The organism is Arabiibacter massiliensis, from assembly GCF_902386925.1.
In the GTDB taxonomy this organism is placed as follows: Bacteria; Actinomycetota; Coriobacteriia; order Coriobacteriales; family Eggerthellaceae; genus Arabiibacter; species Arabiibacter massiliensis.
In genome coordinates this window covers 229,795-245,519 of the sequence record NZ_LR698996.1, presented here as the reverse complement: position 1 = coordinate 245,519, position 15,725 = coordinate 229,795, and the positions used below count along the sequence as shown (strand labels likewise).

Below are 15,725 nucleotides of genomic sequence, written 5' to 3'. Positions count from 1 at the left end.
GCGCGCCCCCCCTACCTGAACAGAAGGCTGATGGGCTGGATGGTTTCCGTGACGATGGAGGCGGGATAGGCGCCGTCGGCCACGTCGAGGCGGGCCGTCACCTCGCAGTAGCGGTCGCCCGGCCCGATCTGGGAATCCACGAGGAGCTTGGGCACGTCGGAGTCGGGGGCCACGTCAAAGGTCCTGCCCACCGCCTCGATCGTTCCCGACACTCCCGCCGAATCCACCTGGTCGGCATCGTCGTCGCCCAGCCGGACCGTCATCCCCTCCTGAACGTCGCCGGCATCCATGGAGGTCACGTACATGACGGCGACGCCGTCCTTCACCACGGCGAGCGTGGTCACGTCGCGCTCGATGACACCCCACACGCCCCAGACCCACAGGCACGCGGCCATGACGGCCACCGCCGCGAGGGCCATCCACGCAGCGGGGCTCGACGTGCGAAGATAGCCGGTCAGCTGCTCGGCGCCCGTGTCCTGCTCGAGGCTCTCTCGTCTGAAGATGTCCTTCTCGCCCATAGAGGCTATTTTAGCCCAAAGGCGAGGCGGCGTCCTCCGGAATCGCGAGCCATATGCTATGCTCATCGGGTTGCGGTTCCGTGAGAAGGAGGACGATATGCAGAAAAGCTCTTCGCAAAAGGCGCTCAAGGTGATCGCCATCATCATGATCGTTTTCGCGGCCCTATCGATCGCGGCGGGGCTGCTGGCGATGGCGGGCGGCGGCCTGGCCGGCTACGTGGGGGTCGACTCGTCCGACGACGGCGCCGTGATGCTGGGCGGCTTCGCCATGCTCCTCGGGTTCGTCGCGCTCCTGGGCGGCGCGATCGACCTTCTCATCGGCATCTTCGGCCTGCGCGGCGCGAACGACCCGAGCAAGATCGGCGTGTTCTACGTGTTCGCCATCATCGGCCTGGTGCTGGCCGTGCTCGATGCGCTCGGCACGTTCTTCGGCGGCAACGCGGACGGCAGCGACATCTTCGGGGCCATCGTCGGGATCATCCTTCCCCTCGTCTGCGTGCTGCTGGCCAGCAACATCAAGAAGGAGAACAGCCTGTAGGCCCGAAAGCCCGGCCCTTCGCGAAAAGGGGGTGTACCAAAAGTCCCAGAGCGCAGGCCCGCCATGGGACCGCCTCGTAGGGCAAGGGCTCTGCCCTTGCCGCAACCTGCGGGGCGATCCCGCCCGACGGCAAGGGCAGAGCCCTTGCCCTACGGTCGGCCCGGGAGAGACGGCGAGGCGAAACTTTTGATACAGCCCCCGTCGGGGGCGGATGGCGGCCTACCTCCGCGCGAAGGCGAACATGCTGCGGATGCCCTCGCCCACCTGCTCGATCTGGGCCTCGGCGTGCTCGGCGCGCTGCTCGAGCAGCCACTTCTGGCCGTTCGCCGAGTCCTCCATGAACTCGTGGGCGAAGCTGCCGTCCTGGATGCGCGCGAGGATGCCCTTCATGGCCGCCTTCGCCTCCTCGCCGATCACCTTGGGGCCGGCGTAATAGTCGCCGTACTCGGCGGTGTTGGAGATGGAGTAGCGCATCTTCGCCATGCCGCCCTCGTACATGAGGTCGACGATGAGCTTCATCTCGTGGAAGCACTCGAAGTAGGCCATCTCGGGCGGGTAGCCTGCCTCCACGAGCGTCTCGAAGCCGGCGTTGATGAGCGCCGTCACGCCGCCGCAGAGCACGGCCTGCTCGCCGAAGAGGTCGGTTTCCGTCTCGTTCTTGAACGTCGTCTCGATGACGCCGGCGCGCGCGCCGCCGATGCCCCACGCATACGACAGCGCCACGTCCTTGGCCTGGCCGGATGCGTCCTGTTGCACGCAGATGAGGCACGGCACGCCCGCGCCCTCGGTGAACACGCGGCGCACCATGTGGCCCGGGCCCTTCGGCGCGATCATGACCACGTCCACGTCCTCAGGCGGGGTGATGTAGCCGTAATGGATGTTGAAGCCGTGCGCGAACGCGAGGGTGTCGCCGGGCTTCAAGTGCGGGGCGATCTCGGCCTCGTAGGTGGCGGCCTGGGTCTCGTCGGGCGTGAGGATCATGACGAGGTCGGCTTCCTCGGCGGCCTCGGCGACGCCCATCACCTTGAGGCCCGCCTCCTCGGCGGCCGCGCGCGACTTCGAGCCCTCGCGCAGGCCCACGCGCACGTCCACGCCCGAGTCCATGAGGTTGAGTGCATGGGCATGGCCCTGGCTCCCGTAGCCGATGATGGCCACCTTCCTACCCTGGATGAGCTGGGGATTCGCGTCGTTCTCGTGGTAGATCGTAACAGCCATGGTTGAGTGTCCTTTCTTGTTGGCTGGTTTTACCGAACATGGCGGCGCGCAGGTTGTCATCCTGAGCGGAGCGGCGAAGCCGCGGAGTCGAAGGATCCCGTGCGGCGCCAGCAGGAAGCGTCACGGCTATCGCCGCGCGGGATCCTTCGACTCCGCTCCCTTCGGTCGCTCCGCTCAGGATGACATAGTGCCAGCCGTCATCCTGAGCGAGCGGAGCGAGTCGAAGGATCCTTTCACAGGAGCGCGCAGCGCGACACTGTCTTCTCACACGTCCTTGCTGTTCCTCGACATCGCTATCTTGCCGGTGCGGGTGATCTCCTTGATGCCGTAGGCGCGGAAGAGGTCCTCCATGCCCTTGAGCTTGCTCTCGTCGCCCGTGGCCTCGATGGTGAGCGAGCTTCGCCCCACGTCGACGATCTTCGCGCGGAAGACGTTGGCGATCTCGATGATCTCGCTTCTGCGCTCGGGCGTGGCGTTCACCTTGAACAGCACGAGCTCGCGCTCGATGGCGCCGACGCCCGTGAGGTCGTTGATCTTGTGCACGCTGATCAGCTTGTGCAGCTGCTTGGTGATCTGCTCGTAGGCCACGTCATCGGCCTTCACGATGGCGGTCACGCGCGACATCGTCGGGTCCTCGGTGGGGCCCACCGACAGTGACTCGATGTTGAAGCCGCGCCGCGAGATGAGCCCGGTCACGCGCGAGAGCACGCCCGGCTTGTTCTCCACCAGGACCGATAGGATATGCCTCATCGGATGCCTCCCTTCCCGCCCGCGGCGCCGTCCGCCTCGGGCACGTCCGTGCGCACGGCGCCGACGGCCGCGTCGATGGCGCCGATCACGTCGTCGAGCGCGCGGCCGGGCGCCACCATGGGAAACACGTTCTGGTCGCGCGAGATGGCCACGTCCAGAAGGTAGGGCCCCTCGGCCGCCAGCATCGCGGCGATCGCCGCGTCCACGTCCTCGGGCCGCTCGACGCGCGCGCCCTGCCAGCCGTACGCGTCGGCCAGCTTCACGAAGTCGGGGTTCGCGTCGAGCAGCGTGGAGGAGTAGCGTTCGCCGTAGAACAGGTGCTGCCACTGGTGCACCATGCCGAGGCACCGGTTGTCCATGATGAGCACCTTCACCGGCACGCCGTGGATGGCGGCCGTGGCCATCTCCTGGCTGTTCATCTGGAACGACCCGTCGCCGGCCACGCACACCACCGTCTTGTCGGGGCACCCGATGGCGGCTCCGATGGACGCCGGGAAGCCGAAGCCCATCGTGCCGAGGCCGCCCGACGAGATGAAGCTTCGCGGCCGCTCGCGCGCGATGTGCTGCGCGGCCCACATCTGGTGCTGGCCCACCTCGGTGACCACGATGCTCGCGTCCGGATCGAGCGCGGCCGAGAGCTTGTCCATGACCACCTCGGGCACGATCTCGTCGGGCGCATCGCCGACGTTGGGATGGTAGAACGGGTGGCGCCGCCGCCATTCGGCGATCTGCTCGAGCCACGCCTGCGTCTCGGGACGCGCGTTCTCCTTGACGAGCTGGGCCGCGATGCCGCCGAGCACGCCCTTGAGGTCGCCCACGATGGGGATCTGGGCCTCGCGCACCTTGCCGATCTCGGCGGGGTCGATATCGATGTGGATGACCTCGGCGTGCGGCGCGAACTCGTCCAGGCGGCCCGTCACGCGGTCGGAGAAGCGCGCGCCGGCCGCTATGATGAGGTCGCTCTCCGTCATGGCGAGGTTGGCGTACTTCGAGCCGTGCATGCCGACGGGCCCCAGGTTGAGCGGGTGCGACGCGGGGAACGCGCCCTTGCCCATGAGCGTGGTGACCACGGGTATCTGCATAAGCTCGGCGAGCGCGACCAGCTCCTCGGACGCGCCGGACGACACGATGCCGCCGCCCGCGTACAGCACGGGGCGCTCGGCGCGGCGGATGCGCGCGACGGCCTGCTTCACCTGCTTGGCGTTGCCGCGGTAGGTGGGCTTGTAGGAGGGCAGGTTCACCTCGTCGGGGTATTCGAACACGAGCTCCTCGCTGGCCAGGTCGCTCGGCACGTCGATGAGCACGGGGCCGGGACGGCCGGTCTTGGCGATGTGGAACGCCTCGCGGAAGGTGCGCGTGAGCTCGTCGGTGGTCTGGAGCAGGTAGCTGTGCTTCACCACCGGCATGGTGATGCCCACGATGTCGGATTCCTGGAACGAGTCGGTGCCGATGACGCCGCGCGGCACCTGGCCGGTGATCACCACGAGCGGGATGGAGTCCATGTAGGCCGTCGCGATGCCGGTGACGGTGTTCGTGGCGCCCGGGCCGCTGGTGACGATGGCCACGCCCACGTTGCCCGTGGCGCGCGCGTAGCCGTCGGCCTCGTGCACCGCGCCCTGCTCGTGGCGCGCGAGCACGTGCTTGATCTGCGTGGAGTCGTAGAGCGCGTCGTAGATCTTGATGGCCTGGCCGCCCGGGTAGCCGAACACGAGGTCGACGCCCTCGGCCTCGAGCGACGCCACGACGGCCTGCGCGCCGGTCATGGTGCGGCCCTGCTTGGCCGTGCGGCTGCCGAGGCCGCGCGGCGCGCCCTTCACGGCCGCCGTCGCGCCGGGACGCGGCGGCTGCTGCTGTTGGCTCTGGTTCTGGTTCGCTTCGGTCATGAGACGTACGCCCCCTTATCGGCTGATGAGACGAGCTTCGCGTACTTCGCGAGCACGCCGTGGTCGTGCTTGGGCGCCGGCGGCTGCCAGGCTGCGCGACGACGCTCGAGCTCGGCGCCGTCCACGTTCAGCGTGAGCGCGCCGCCCTCGATGTCCACCGTCACGCTATCGCCCTCCTCGATGAGCGCGATGGGGCCGCCGGCCGCCGCCTCGGGGCTCACATGCCCCACGGCCGGGCCCTTCGTGGCGCCCGAGAAGCGTCCATCGGTGATGAGCGCCACGGAGGTGGACAGCCCCATGCCCACGATGGAGGACGTGGGCGTGAGCATCTCTCGCATGCCGGGGCCGCCCTTGGGGCCCTCGTAGCGGATGACCACCACGTCGCCAGCGACGATGCGCCCGGCGTTGATGGCTTCGCAGGCCGCCTCCTCGCTGTCGAACACGCGCGCGGGACCCGTGTGCGTGAGCATGGAGGAGTCCACCGCCGACTTCTTCACGATGGCGCCGTCGGGCGCGAGGTTGCCGTGCAGCACCTTGAGCGCGCCCTGCGGCGAGAACGGGTTGTCGTGCGGGCGCACCACTTCGCCGTCGGCGCCGGTACAGGCCGCATGCATGTAGTCGAGGTAGTCCCCCATCGGCCCCATGCACGTGAGCGCGCTGCGGTCGATGAGTCCCAGCTTATCGAGCTCCGCCATGACCACCGGCACGCCGCCCACCTCGTACAGGTCTGAAAGCGGCCGTGGCCCCGAGGGCGCGAGTTTCACCAGGTGGGGCGTGCGCGCGCTCGCCTCGTCCCAGTCGTCCATCGTGATGGGATGGCCCGCCTCGCGCGCGATGGCCGTGAGGTGCAGCACCGTGTTCGTGGAGCCGCCGAAGGCCATGTCGCACTCCATAGCGTTATGGATGGCGGCCGCGCCCACGATGTCGCGCGCGCAGACGCCCTGCTCCAGAAGCTCCATCACCTTCATGCCCGCCCTCTTCGCCAAGCGGATGCGCTCGGAGTAGACGGCGGGGATGGTGCCGTTGCCCGGCAGCGCGATGCCGAGCGCCTCGCACAGGCAGTTCATCGAGTTCGCCGTGAACATCCCCGAGCAGCTGCCGCAGGTGGGGCACGCCGTGTCCTCGTAGTATTTCAGCTCGTCTTCGGTCATGGTGCCGTTCATGACCTGGGCCGCGCCGTCGAAGAGCGTGTTGAGGTCGGTGAAGCCGCACCCGCCGGGTTGCCTGCCGGCCAGCATCGGGCCGCCCGACACGAACACCGTGGGGATGTTCACCCGCAGCGCGCCCAAGAGCATGCCCGGCACGATCTTGTCGCAGTTGGGGATGCACACGAGCGCATCGAACGCGTGGCCCTGCACCGCGCATTCCAGCGAGTCGGCGATGACCTCGCGCGACACGAGCGAGTAGTGCATGCCCTCGTGGTTCATGGCGATGCCGTCGCACACGCCGATGGTGCCTATCTCGAACGGCACGCCGCCGGCCAGGTAGATGCCGGCCTTCACGGCCTCGGCTATCTTGTCCAGGTTGTTGTGGCCCGGGATGACGTCGTTTCGGGAGTTGAACACGGCGACGAGCGGGCGCTCAAGCTCCTCGTCGGTGATGCCGTCGGCCTTGAGTAGGCTGCGGTGCGGTGCGCGCGCCACGCCCTGGGTGACGGCCGAGCTTCTTCGTTGCATGCCAGTCCTTCCTCCCGGTTTCCGCCCATAAAAAAATCCCGCTGCAGGCAAGTCGCTGCACCAGGACCACGGTTAGGAGAAAGGATGCGCCGCGGCAGGTGCCGCAGTGCACGCTTCGACGGGTAACGGTTGTCGCCGGCTCAGCCCTACTTGCCCCGCGCGCCGGGCCGGAGATCGTCCGTCCGCGCGCGAAACGTTCATGCCGAACTGCTCGGAGGGGGCTTTCGGACCGTCCACCGCCGGCTCGCAGCTATCCCGCCGGCTCTCTGGAGATGGATTCGTCCCTACTGGTCCTCGTCATCGCATTTCGATCTATGAGGTTGTTGGGCGCTAGTATACTCCCCCATCCCGCCCGCGCAAGGAAAACTTTGACCATCGAACCAATCGCGCAGGAAATTCACACGGCCGAAGTCGGGATTATCACCGCGCCTCACGCCTCGAGGTAAGCATCCACCGCGGCCCTTGCACGCGAGAGCGCATCCTGACTTCATCCATGCGCCTTACTTTCGCCTTACCTTGTATGCCCATGGCGCGTTTCAAGCGGAAAACCATCCCGATCTTTCGCGGATTCAGCAAGGACCCAGCGATCTGTCTCCCTCTTTGACGAATCGAGCTCCTCAGGAGGAGGAGGAGGTGCACGCGAATCGGGGCTGCCCGACACGAAAATCCTCGACGTGAAAGGATTTCGGCGTTCCGCGCAGGCACCGGGATTCCGCGACCAGGGAAAACGCCGAGGACTACTGCTCCGGGGAGCCGATGGCCGCCCATCTTTCGCCTCCGGGCCTTTCACGTCGAGGGTTTTCGTGTCGAGAGAGCTCGATTCGCGTGCAGGAGGACGCAGCGCCGGATTATGCGTTAAACGGGGAGTCGGATCCGACGAAATCCTTACCCGTTTCAAGCGGGAATCAAGCGGGAATCAAGCGGAAACCTGACGCCGGCCTGACGTGGAGGTGGCGAACCGGCGCGGATCGTGTCGCGTCGCTGACCGATCGTCCAAGGCGGGGAAACGGTTCCCGCAGATCGCAAGCGCGGCGGCGCGCCCGCCTTACACTGTGGAGCCCATCATGGGCCCCGCCTTCGACCGGCGGGGCCCGCCAACCGACAACCGAGGAAAGGAGGCGCACGCCATGCCGTACCGAGGAATACCCTCTATCGTGGCACGAAGCGCGGGGGCGTCCGAGCGGAGGAGCATCCCCAACCGCACGCACGGCGTGAGCTACCCCTCCTCGGCCCATCGCTCGACGCCTATCAGGACCTACCCCTCCTCCGGCGCCGTCCGCCCCGCCGCTGCCGCCCCCATCCCCCACCCTGCGCGCGACCGCGTGGATGCGCGGCGCGTGCTCGCCGCCGTCCTCGTCCTGCTGCTGGTGGGCATCGCCTCAGCGCTCGTGGGCATCGCGGTCGCGCGCGCCCTCGTCGGCTTCGTCGACGAGGGGACCCTCAGCGGATCGGACAATGTCACGCGCGCCGAGAGCCTGAGCGACCCGCAGTCGACCTGGGAGCAGGGCAGCGCGCCCGCGCTCTACCAGGACGACCCCCACTGGGCCGACCGCCCCTACGGCCCGAGCACCATCGGCGCAGCCGGGGCGGCGCCGCTGTGCCTGGCCATGGCGCGCATCGACGTCCTCGGCGACGTGCAGACCGGCCCCATCGACGTGGCCTCGTTCTCGCAGCGCAGCGGCTACGCCGACGCGGCCGACGCCTCGGCGCTGCTCACCGACGGCGCCGCCGAGCTCGGCCTGGCCGCCCGCAGCGTACGGGCCGACGAGCGCGCGGTGCGGTTGGAGCTCGTGGCGGGCCGCCCCCTCGTCGCCGCCGTCAAAGCGGGGGCGTTCGGGGACTCCCCCACCTACATCGTGTTCGCGGACATCGACCCACGCGGCAAGCTCATCGTGAACGACCCGCTCAGCAGCGAGCGCTCCGCGCGCCATTGGAGGTTCGAGGAGGTGCTGCCCGAGACGACCGCCCTCTGGTCGTTCGAGGCCGCCGAGTAGGGCGCGCCGAGAATGCATCAAGTGACGGTTTTGCGCGGGAAAAGGCTCCTTTTCGCGGACGATCGAGTCGATTCGCACCCTGCGTTTTCACGCGACCAGGGATAACGCCGGCGACCACCGCCAAAACCTGCGCAAAACCGTCACTTGTGGCGCCGGACGCTTCGCTGGATGCGGCAAGGGCAGAGCCCTTGCCCTACGTTCAACCCGCGACGTACAAAGAGCGCCCTCTCACCTGCAAAAAAACCGCCGCCGGGCCCTTGCGCGGCCCGACGGCGACCCTGAGGAGGGGCGAAATAAGATGGCGGCGTCAGTGCATGCTCGCCATGATCATGCGGCTCACCGTGCGCTTCGCGTGCTCGACCGATTCGAGGAAGCGGTCGACGTCCGCCTCGTCGTTGTAGAGCGCCAGGCTCGCGCGGCAGGTGGCCCGCTCCCCCAGGTAGCGCACGAGCGGCTCGGCGCAATGCGCGCCGGCGCGGATGGCCACGTTGTCGCGGGCGAGCGCCGCGGCCACGTCGTTGGCGTCCACGCCGGCCACGTTGAACGAGACCACCCCGCACCGCAGCGGCTCGTCGGCGTCGGGCGCGCCCTCGACCCGCGTCGCACCGTGCACGCGCACGCCGGGAACGGCCGAAAGCCCCGCCAGCAGGCGCTCGAGCAGACGCCGCTCATGGTCGCGCACGGCGTCGTAGCCCAGTTCCAGCATGAACCGCATCGCCTCGGCCAGGCCCGTGGCGCCGGCGATGTTGGGGGTGCCCGCCTCGAAGCGCGCGGGCGCCGGGGCGAAGGAGGCGCTGCGCTCGAACACGCTCTCGATCATGCCGCCGCCGCGCAGGAAGGGATCCATGCCCTCAAGCAGCTCGCGGCGGCCGAACAGCACGCCCGTGCCCATGGGGGCGAACATCTTGTGCCCCGAGAACGCCAGGAAGTCGGCGCCGAGCGCACGGGCGTCCACCGGCAGGTGCGCCACGCTCTGCGCGCAGTCGGCCACGAGCACGCCGCCCGCCGCATGCACGGCGTCGGCGATGCGCCTCACGGGCTGCACGCTTCCCAGCACGTTCGACACGTGGGCGACGGCCGCGATCTTCGTGCGGGGACCGATCTTGGCCGCGATCTCCTCATCCGAGACGACGCCCTCCTCGTCGAGCAGCAGGTGCACGAGCTTCGCGCCCGTGGCCTGGGCGACGTGCTGCCAGGGCAGAAGGTTGCTGTGGTGCTCGGCCATCGTGAGCGCCACCTCGTCGCCGGGCTTCAGGTTGGCGAGGCCGTAGGAGAACGCCACCAGGTTGAGCCCCGCCGTCGTGCCCGACGTGAACACGATCTCGTCGTCGGCCGCGCCGATGAAGGCGGCCGCCATGCGCCGCGCCTTCTCGTAGAGCTTCGTCGAGGACTTCGCCAGCGGATGCACGCCGCGGTCGACGTTGGCGTTCGCGCACCGGTAGAAGAACTCCTCGGCCGACAGCACGCACTCCGGCTTGTGCGTGGTGGCGGCGTTGTCCAAATACGTGAGCGGCCGCTTCATCTTCTGCCCGGCCTCCATCAGCGGGAACCGCGCGCGGACGGCCGCCGCGTCGAGCGGGCCCGCCCCCGCCGAGGCGGAGCTCGCCGCCGGATGCGGCGCCGAGCTCCTCTCGGGGAAGGTGTTGTGGTTGGTGGGAAGTCCCATCCTCGCCCCTACTCTCCCAGCTTGCCGAGCTCTTGCAGGCGTTTCGCGACGTCGTCGAGCCCGTACTTCGCCAGCTCGGACTTCTTCGGATAGCCCTTATCGCTCAAGCCGTCGTGGGCGTAGAGCTTCGTCTTCACCTCTTCGAACTTGTCGCGGTCGAGCGTGCGGCCCATGTTCATGCTGTACACCCACTCGCCGTTCTCGACCGCCGGCATGAAGTACGGCGTGCTCGTAGGCACCTCGTAGATGTACTTCGCGAACTGCTCGTCCTCGCGCTCGCGGCCCTGCTCGATCCAGATGGCGCGGTCGAGCAGCAGGAACTTGCGGCCGTAGTCCAGGCTCTCCTCGTAGGTGATCTCGCGGCCCGTGACGGCCTTGAAGAACCCGAGCTCGAAGCGCGGCGACGCGCCGCGGTAGTTGTCCGCGCTGAAGTTCACGAGGTTGATGAGGTTCGGCCAGGCCCAGTCGCACATGCCCATGGTCTGGATCCAGAAGCGGCCGTGGTAGCGGTACCACTCGGTGGTCTCCACCATGAGGTCGGAGTACATGCCCTCCTCGCTGAAGTCGAGGCACTTCGGGTCGGACAGCCCCATGAGGTCGGCGATCTCGGTCACGAAGTCCTCGGCGGCGATCCAGTCGCCCCCCAGGCCCTTCCACAGCATGGGCGTCCAGTGGATGATCCAGTTCAGTCCGTGCTCGTTGACGTCGCGCTCGTTCAGGATGGTGGCGTAGCCCCATTCGGCCTCGACGCGCGGATCGTAGTGCATGCAGTAGCCCCAGTACGGGCGCTCGAGCAGCCCTGTGGCGGTGTCCTCCTCCCAGCGGCCCCACTTCATGGCCGCGCGCGCCAGGCCCTCGGCGAGGTCGTCGCCGATCTCCTCGCGATGCGCGATGCGCTTGATGAGCGTGTCGGGGAAGACCACGTTGTCGAACTGGTCGAACGGCAGGTCGGTGTCGATCTCGAGCCCCTTGCCCATGACGCCCATCTTGTTCAGGTTGCGCAGGTACGGCAGGAAGTCCACCTCGAACGCGTCGATGCCCAGATCGTTCAGGATGGTGTTGACGTAGAGCTGGTCCTCCCACTTGCCGCTGGCCGTGTAGTACAGGCTCGAGTTGCAGGTGGCCTCGTTGCCGACGCGCCCCGCCACGTTGATGCGGCAGTTGCGGAAGCAGCCCAGGCACCCCTCGGGGCGTCCCGTGGTGTCCTTGACGGTGAGGTTGAACGTGCTGAAGCCGGGCTGGCGGATGATCTCGCCCATGGCGCCGAACGACACGCTGGCAAGCTCGGTGGTGGGGTTGTCAACATGGTAGCCGTAGTCGCGCTGCAGCTCGATGCGCAGGTCGATGAGCGAGGCGGGGTCGGCCACCTCGAAGCTCTTCGACCCGAGGAAGCTGATGGCCTTGAGGTTCTTCGCGCCCCACACGGCGCCGAAGCCGCTCTGGCCGGCCACGTGCCCCGCGTCGTGCGTGATGGTGGCCGTGCGCACGAGGTTCTCGCCGGCGGGCCCGATGGCCAGCACCGAGGGCCGGTCGGCCGAGCGCCCGCCGTCGCGGCTGCGGGTGAACTCGTACCAGCCGCCGTCGGGGGTGCTGTGCGTCACCTCGCTCCAGATGAGCTCCTGGGTCTCCCAGGTGCCCTTGCCCCACAGGCTCTCAGCCTCGTGGAAGGTCACCTCGTCGTTGACCACGCTCACCCACACGCGCCTGCTCGCCTTGCCGAGCACGACGCACGCATCGAAGCCGGCGGCCTTCATCGAGCCGGCGATGCGCCCGCCGATGCTCGAGCGGGTGTACCACTCGGGATAGGCGAAGGGGCCGAGCCCCGTCATCTCGATGCGCGCCGACGACGCCGGGACGAGGGTGCCGGAGAAGGGGTTGCAGGAGAACACCGTGACGTTCTTCGGGTCGTAGGCCTGCACGCTCTTGTCCTCGCAGTAATCCCAGAACAGCTTGGAGCACAGGCCGTGGCCGCCGATCCAGTCCCGCACGTAGGGCTCGCTGTCGATGATCTCGTAGCTCTCGTCGGTCAGGTTGAGGATGAGGATGCTCCCCGCGTAACCGTAATTCGTATCAGACATCGTGGTCCTTCCTTCTCCGTTAGGCCTGAGGCTTCGGCTTGGGCATGACCGAGTCGAGGTATACCTGTGCGGGGACCTTCGCCTCGTCGTCGATGGGGAACGCCATGCGCGCGTAGTGCTCGTTGCGCAGGTTCACGTCGTAGCCCTGGTCGGTCTGCGGGGGAAGCTCGTTGGTGAACTTGATGGCGTCCATGGGGCACACGCGCACGCATGCCTGCTCGCCCTTCGGGCCGCCCTCATGGTTCCAGAACGGGGTGTTCTTGCACAGGTCGCACTTCTGCGCGTGCTTCTCCTCGAAGTTCCACTGCACGCGCGACGGGGTGAACGGGCACGCCTCGACGCACCGCTCGCAGCCCACGCACTTGTCCTCCTCCACGAGGCGCACGCCGGTCTCGGGGTCGCAGTGCATGGCGCCCACGGGGCAGGCGTTCACGCACGAGGGCTCGGGGCACTGGCGGCACTGGTGCTGGAAGATGTCGTCGCCGAAGCCCTTGAGCACGTTCTTGCTCACCTGGATGCGCGACAGCGACAGGTTCTGCTTGCCGCTGTGCACGAGCGAGCAGGCGAGCATGCAGCTCTGGCAGCCGGCGCACTTCTTCGAGTCCACCAGAAGGTAGCCTCCGGACGCCTCGATGGCGTACACCCCGTCGGGAAGGGCGATGCCCACGACGCCCGCGCCCAGGATGACGCCGATGCCGAGGCCGCCCAGCCCTGCGAGGAACTGGCGGCGGGACAGCCCGCTGGGTTCGATCTGGGGCGCAGGCCGCGTGCTTCCCGCTCCTGCGCTCTGCTGGGTATTCGTCATGCCCGTTCCTCCTCGCTATCGTCCGCGCCCTCTTCTTCTTCGTCCTCGTCGGAGGGCAGGTACGGAAGGTACTGCGTCATGCGCAAGTCGAGCACTTGGCGCAGCGTCTCTATCTTGTCGTTGTACACTTCGTGCTCGGCGAGCTTCTCCTCGAGCACGTCGGCGAGCGCCACGTCGCCGACCGTCTCGCGCAGCCACGCCAGGAAGCGGTCGAAGTCGATCCACGCGAACGAGCCGGACGAGCCCAAAGACACGCCGCCGGAGTTGCCGTCGAGGAAGAAGATCGCCGCCTCGCGCAGGCTGTACAGATACGATGTGGTGTTGCCGCGCGCGGCCGCCATGCGGGTTGCCGTCATGTGCTCGCCCCAGGTGAGCTCGCGCAGGTTGTGCTCGGCCTCCTCGGGCGTGGGCCGTGCGAACAGCCGGTCCGCCTCGGGGGACGCGAACCGCTCGGCCGGGTCGAGGGCGGCCTCGTCCGGGGTCGCCGTCTCGGGGCTCTCCGCCTCAAGCTCTTCGATCTGGAATGCGGTCATCGCCATCACGCTCCCTTCCCAGCCGTGTCGAGCGCGTCGGCCACGTCGGCCAGGCCCATCTGCTCGAGCACCTCGCGCTTGGGATAGCCCTTGTCGCTCCACCCCTCGGAGGCGTAGAAGCGCTGCTGCACGTCCGCGAACTTAGCGCGGTCGAGCGTGCGGCCCAGGCAGTCCGAGTACTTCCAGGCGCCGTCCTCGTACACCGGCAGCTGGTAGGGCGTGTCGGTGGGCAGCTCGAACACGTAGTCGGCCAGCTTCTCGGTCTCGGGCTCGCGGCCCTGCAGCACCCAGATGGCGCGGTCGACCAAGAGCTGCTTGTGCCCGAGCTCCAGGCTCTTCTCGTAGGTGAAGTCGTCGCGGCCGGTCACGGCCTTGAACAGCTCCACCTCGAATCCGGGCGACACGCCGGCGTAGTCGGTGTCGGTCATGTTCGTGAAGTTCACGAGGCTCGGCCACATCCAGTCGCACAGACCCATCGACTGGATCCAGAAGCGCCCGTAGTGGCGGTGCCACGACACGGCGCGCACCTTGGCCTCGGAGTAGATGCCCTCCTCGGAGTAGTCGAAGCACATCGGGTCGTCGAGGCCCGTGCCCTTCGCCACCTGCTCCACCAGCTTGTCGGCCGGAAGGAACGGATCCTGGCCGAACATCATGGGCACGAGCGCGCTGTGGTGCACGCACCAGTTGATGCCGTGCTCGTTGATGTCGCGCTCCGTGAAGATGGAGCCGTAGCTCCACTCGACCTCGAGGCGCGGATCGTAATGCTCGGGATAACCCCAGTTCGGACGGCGCAGCAGGCCCTTGCTGTCCTCCTCCCAGCGGCCCCACTTCATCGTGGCGCGCAGAAGGCCCTCGGCCAGGTCCTCGCCGATCTCGACGCGGTTGGCGATGCGGTGCAGAAGCGTGTCGATGAACACGTACTGGTTGTACAGCTCGAAGGGCAGATCGGTGTCGATCTGCTTGCCCTTGCCCATCACGCCCATCTTGTACAGGTTGTACAGGTACACCGGCATGTCCGTCTCGTAGCCGTCCAGGCCCAGCTGGTTCAGCAGCGAGTTGCACCTCTTCTGGTCCTCGCGCTTGCCGCTGGCCGTGTAGTAGGCGCTCGCGTTGCAGGTGGACTGGTTGCCCATGCGGTCGCGGTAGATGGCGCGGCAGTTGCGGTAGCATCCCTGGCAGCCGTCGGGACGCCCCGTGGTCTGGCCCACGGTGCCGCCGCCGGGATTGTGCAGAAGCGAGCTGTACAGGGGCACGGCCTGCGGGATGGGCGCCTCGTTCACCGGATTGTCCACGTTGTAGCCCAGCTTCTCCTGGATCTCCAGGCGCAGCTCGACCAGGCGCGCCGGGTCGGCGATGTCGATGGAGCGCGTGCCCAGGAAGCTGAGCGCCTTGAGGTTCTTCGCGCCGAACACCGCGCCGAAGCCGCTCTGGCCCGACACGTGGCTCGCGTCGTGGGTGATGGTGGCGCTGCGCACGAGGTTCTCGCCCGCCTGGCCGATGGCGAACACGGCCGGCCGCGAAGCGGAGCGCCCGCCCTCGCGGCTGCCCGGCAGGTCGAACCACTCGCCGAGGGCCGTGCTGTTCGTCACGCGGTCCCAGATGATCTCCTGGGCCTCCCACGTGTCGGTGCCCCACAGGTCCTCGGCGTCCTCATAGGACACCTCGCCGTTCACGATGTTCACCCACACGTGGCGCGGCGCGGTCCCGCGCACCACCACGGCATCGAAGCCCGCGGCCTTCATCATGCCGCCGAGGCGGCCGCCCACGCTCGAGCGCGAGTACCACTCGGGATAGGAGAAGGGCCCCAGGCCCGTCACTTCCACGCGGCCGCCGCCGGCGGGCACGATGGTGCCCGCGAAGGGGTTCGACGCGATGGCGATGACGTTCTTGCCGTCGAGCGCCTCGACGGTCTTGTCTTCGCAATAGTCCCAGAACAGCTTCGTGGCCAGCCCGTGGCCGCCCACCCATTCCTCGATGTAGGGCTGCGTGTCGATGATCTCGTGGGACTCGTCGGTCAGGTTGAGAATGAGTATCTTGCCGGCGTAGCCGTATGCTTTATCGGACATCAT

General features: G+C 67.9%; 12 protein-coding genes. 2 read left to right on the top strand and 10 right to left on the bottom strand.

Translation table 11 applies throughout. The annotated features are described in order from the left end of the window. Positions 1-11: 11 nt before the first annotated feature. Positions 12-518 (bottom strand): hypothetical protein, encoded by a 507-nt coding sequence (locus FX134_RS01005; protein WP_080797122.1) that lies wholly within the window; start codon positions 516-518, stop codon positions 12-14. A gap of 97 nt (positions 519-615) precedes the next feature. Between FX134_RS01005 and FX134_RS01000 the strand changes: the two genes are divergently transcribed. Then, on the top strand, positions 616-1,056 hold the full coding sequence (locus FX134_RS01000; RefSeq protein WP_080797121.1) for a hypothetical protein: 441 nt from the start codon (positions 616-618) through the stop codon (positions 1,054-1,056). A gap of 219 nt (positions 1,057-1,275) precedes the next feature. Here the strand turns inward: FX134_RS01000 and ilvC are convergent, their stop codons facing one another. From ilvC to ilvD, 4 genes are all read right to left on the bottom strand, one after another. After that, positions 1,276-2,271 carry a ketol-acid reductoisomerase gene (ilvC, locus tag FX134_RS00995; protein ID WP_080797120.1) on the bottom strand — a complete coding sequence of 332 codons (996 nt, stop codon included), beginning with the start codon at positions 2,269-2,271 and terminating at the stop codon, positions 1,276-1,278. 264 nt (positions 2,272-2,535) lie between these two features. Next, positions 2,536-3,021: an acetolactate synthase small subunit gene (ilvN, locus tag FX134_RS00990; protein ID WP_080797119.1), complete on the bottom strand. Its 486-nt coding sequence runs from the start codon at positions 3,019-3,021 to the stop codon at positions 2,536-2,538. Then, complete coding sequence (gene ilvB, locus FX134_RS00985; protein ID WP_080797118.1) at positions 3,018-4,904, bottom strand: biosynthetic-type acetolactate synthase large subunit; 1,887 nt, start codon at positions 4,902-4,904, stop codon at positions 3,018-3,020. Before ilvB ends, ilvN begins: the two co-directional genes overlap by 4 nt. Next, positions 4,901-6,580 carry a dihydroxy-acid dehydratase gene (ilvD, locus tag FX134_RS00980; protein ID WP_080797117.1) on the bottom strand — a complete coding sequence of 560 codons (1,680 nt, stop codon included), beginning with the start codon at positions 6,578-6,580 and terminating at the stop codon, positions 4,901-4,903. The genes ilvB and ilvD overlap by 4 nt, the downstream gene beginning before the upstream one ends. A 1,154-nt stretch (positions 6,581-7,734) precedes the next feature. Here ilvD and FX134_RS00975 point away from each other — a divergent pair. Beyond that, entirely contained in the window at positions 7,735-8,574 is an 840-nt protein-coding gene (locus FX134_RS00975) for a cysteine peptidase family C39 domain-containing protein (protein ID WP_232050801.1), read from the top strand. 307 nt (positions 8,575-8,881) lie between these two features. Here the strand turns inward: FX134_RS00975 and FX134_RS00970 are convergent, their stop codons facing one another. From FX134_RS00970 to FX134_RS00950, 5 genes are read right to left on the bottom strand one after another with little or no spacing between them, the layout of a single operon-like run. Beyond that, positions 8,882-10,240: an aminotransferase class V-fold PLP-dependent enzyme gene (locus FX134_RS00970; protein ID WP_080797115.1), complete on the bottom strand. Its 1,359-nt coding sequence runs from the start codon at positions 10,238-10,240 to the stop codon at positions 8,882-8,884. An 8-nt stretch (positions 10,241-10,248) separates the two neighbouring features. Beyond that, positions 10,249-12,318, bottom strand: a complete 2,070-nt coding sequence (locus tag FX134_RS00965; RefSeq protein WP_080797114.1) for an aldehyde ferredoxin oxidoreductase N-terminal domain-containing protein — start codon at positions 12,316-12,318, stop codon at positions 10,249-10,251. A gap of 19 nt (positions 12,319-12,337) precedes the next feature. Then, positions 12,338-13,123, bottom strand: coding sequence for a 4Fe-4S dicluster domain-containing protein (locus FX134_RS00960; protein WP_080797113.1), 786 nt, complete (start codon positions 13,121-13,123; stop codon positions 12,338-12,340). Next, positions 13,120-13,662: a hypothetical protein gene (locus tag FX134_RS00955; protein ID WP_080797112.1), complete on the bottom strand. Its 543-nt coding sequence runs from the start codon at positions 13,660-13,662 to the stop codon at positions 13,120-13,122. The genes FX134_RS00960 and FX134_RS00955 overlap by 4 nt, the downstream gene beginning before the upstream one ends. Further along, on the bottom strand, positions 13,662-15,722 hold the full coding sequence (locus tag FX134_RS00950; RefSeq protein ID WP_080803613.1) for an aldehyde ferredoxin oxidoreductase N-terminal domain-containing protein: 2,061 nt from the start codon (positions 15,720-15,722) through the stop codon (positions 13,662-13,664). The genes FX134_RS00955 and FX134_RS00950 overlap by 1 nt, the downstream gene beginning before the upstream one ends. Positions 15,723-15,725: the final 3 nt, after the last annotated feature.

Excerpts from the sequence above, each read along its gene's own strand:
- ilvD (WP_080797117.1), bottom strand. The coding sequence starts at position 6,580 with ATGCAACGAAGAAGCTCGGCCGTCACCCAGGGCGTGGCGCGCGCACCG.
- ilvB (WP_080797118.1), bottom strand. The coding sequence starts at position 4,904 with ATGACCGAAGCGAACCAGAACCAGAGCCAACAGCAGCAGCCGCCGCGT.
- FX134_RS01000 (WP_080797121.1), top strand. The coding sequence starts at position 616 with ATGCAGAAAAGCTCTTCGCAAAAGGCGCTCAAGGTGATCGCCATCATC.
- FX134_RS00965 (WP_080797114.1), bottom strand. The coding sequence starts at position 12,318 with ATGTCTGATACGAATTACGGTTACGCGGGGAGCATCCTCATCCTCAAC.
- FX134_RS00960 (WP_080797113.1), bottom strand. The coding sequence starts at position 13,123 with ATGACGAATACCCAGCAGAGCGCAGGAGCGGGAAGCACGCGGCCTGCG.
- FX134_RS00950 (WP_080803613.1), bottom strand. The coding sequence starts at position 15,722 with ATGTCCGATAAAGCATACGGCTACGCCGGCAAGATACTCATTCTCAAC.
- ilvC (WP_080797120.1), bottom strand. The coding sequence starts at position 2,271 with ATGGCTGTTACGATCTACCACGAGAACGACGCGAATCCCCAGCTCATC.
- FX134_RS01005 (WP_080797122.1), bottom strand. The coding sequence starts at position 518 with ATGGGCGAGAAGGACATCTTCAGACGAGAGAGCCTCGAGCAGGACACG.
- ilvN (WP_080797119.1), bottom strand. The coding sequence starts at position 3,021 with ATGAGGCATATCCTATCGGTCCTGGTGGAGAACAAGCCGGGCGTGCTC.
- FX134_RS00970 (WP_080797115.1), bottom strand. The coding sequence starts at position 10,240 with ATGGGACTTCCCACCAACCACAACACCTTCCCCGAGAGGAGCTCGGCG.
- FX134_RS00955 (WP_080797112.1), bottom strand. The coding sequence starts at position 13,662 with ATGGCGATGACCGCATTCCAGATCGAAGAGCTTGAGGCGGAGAGCCCC.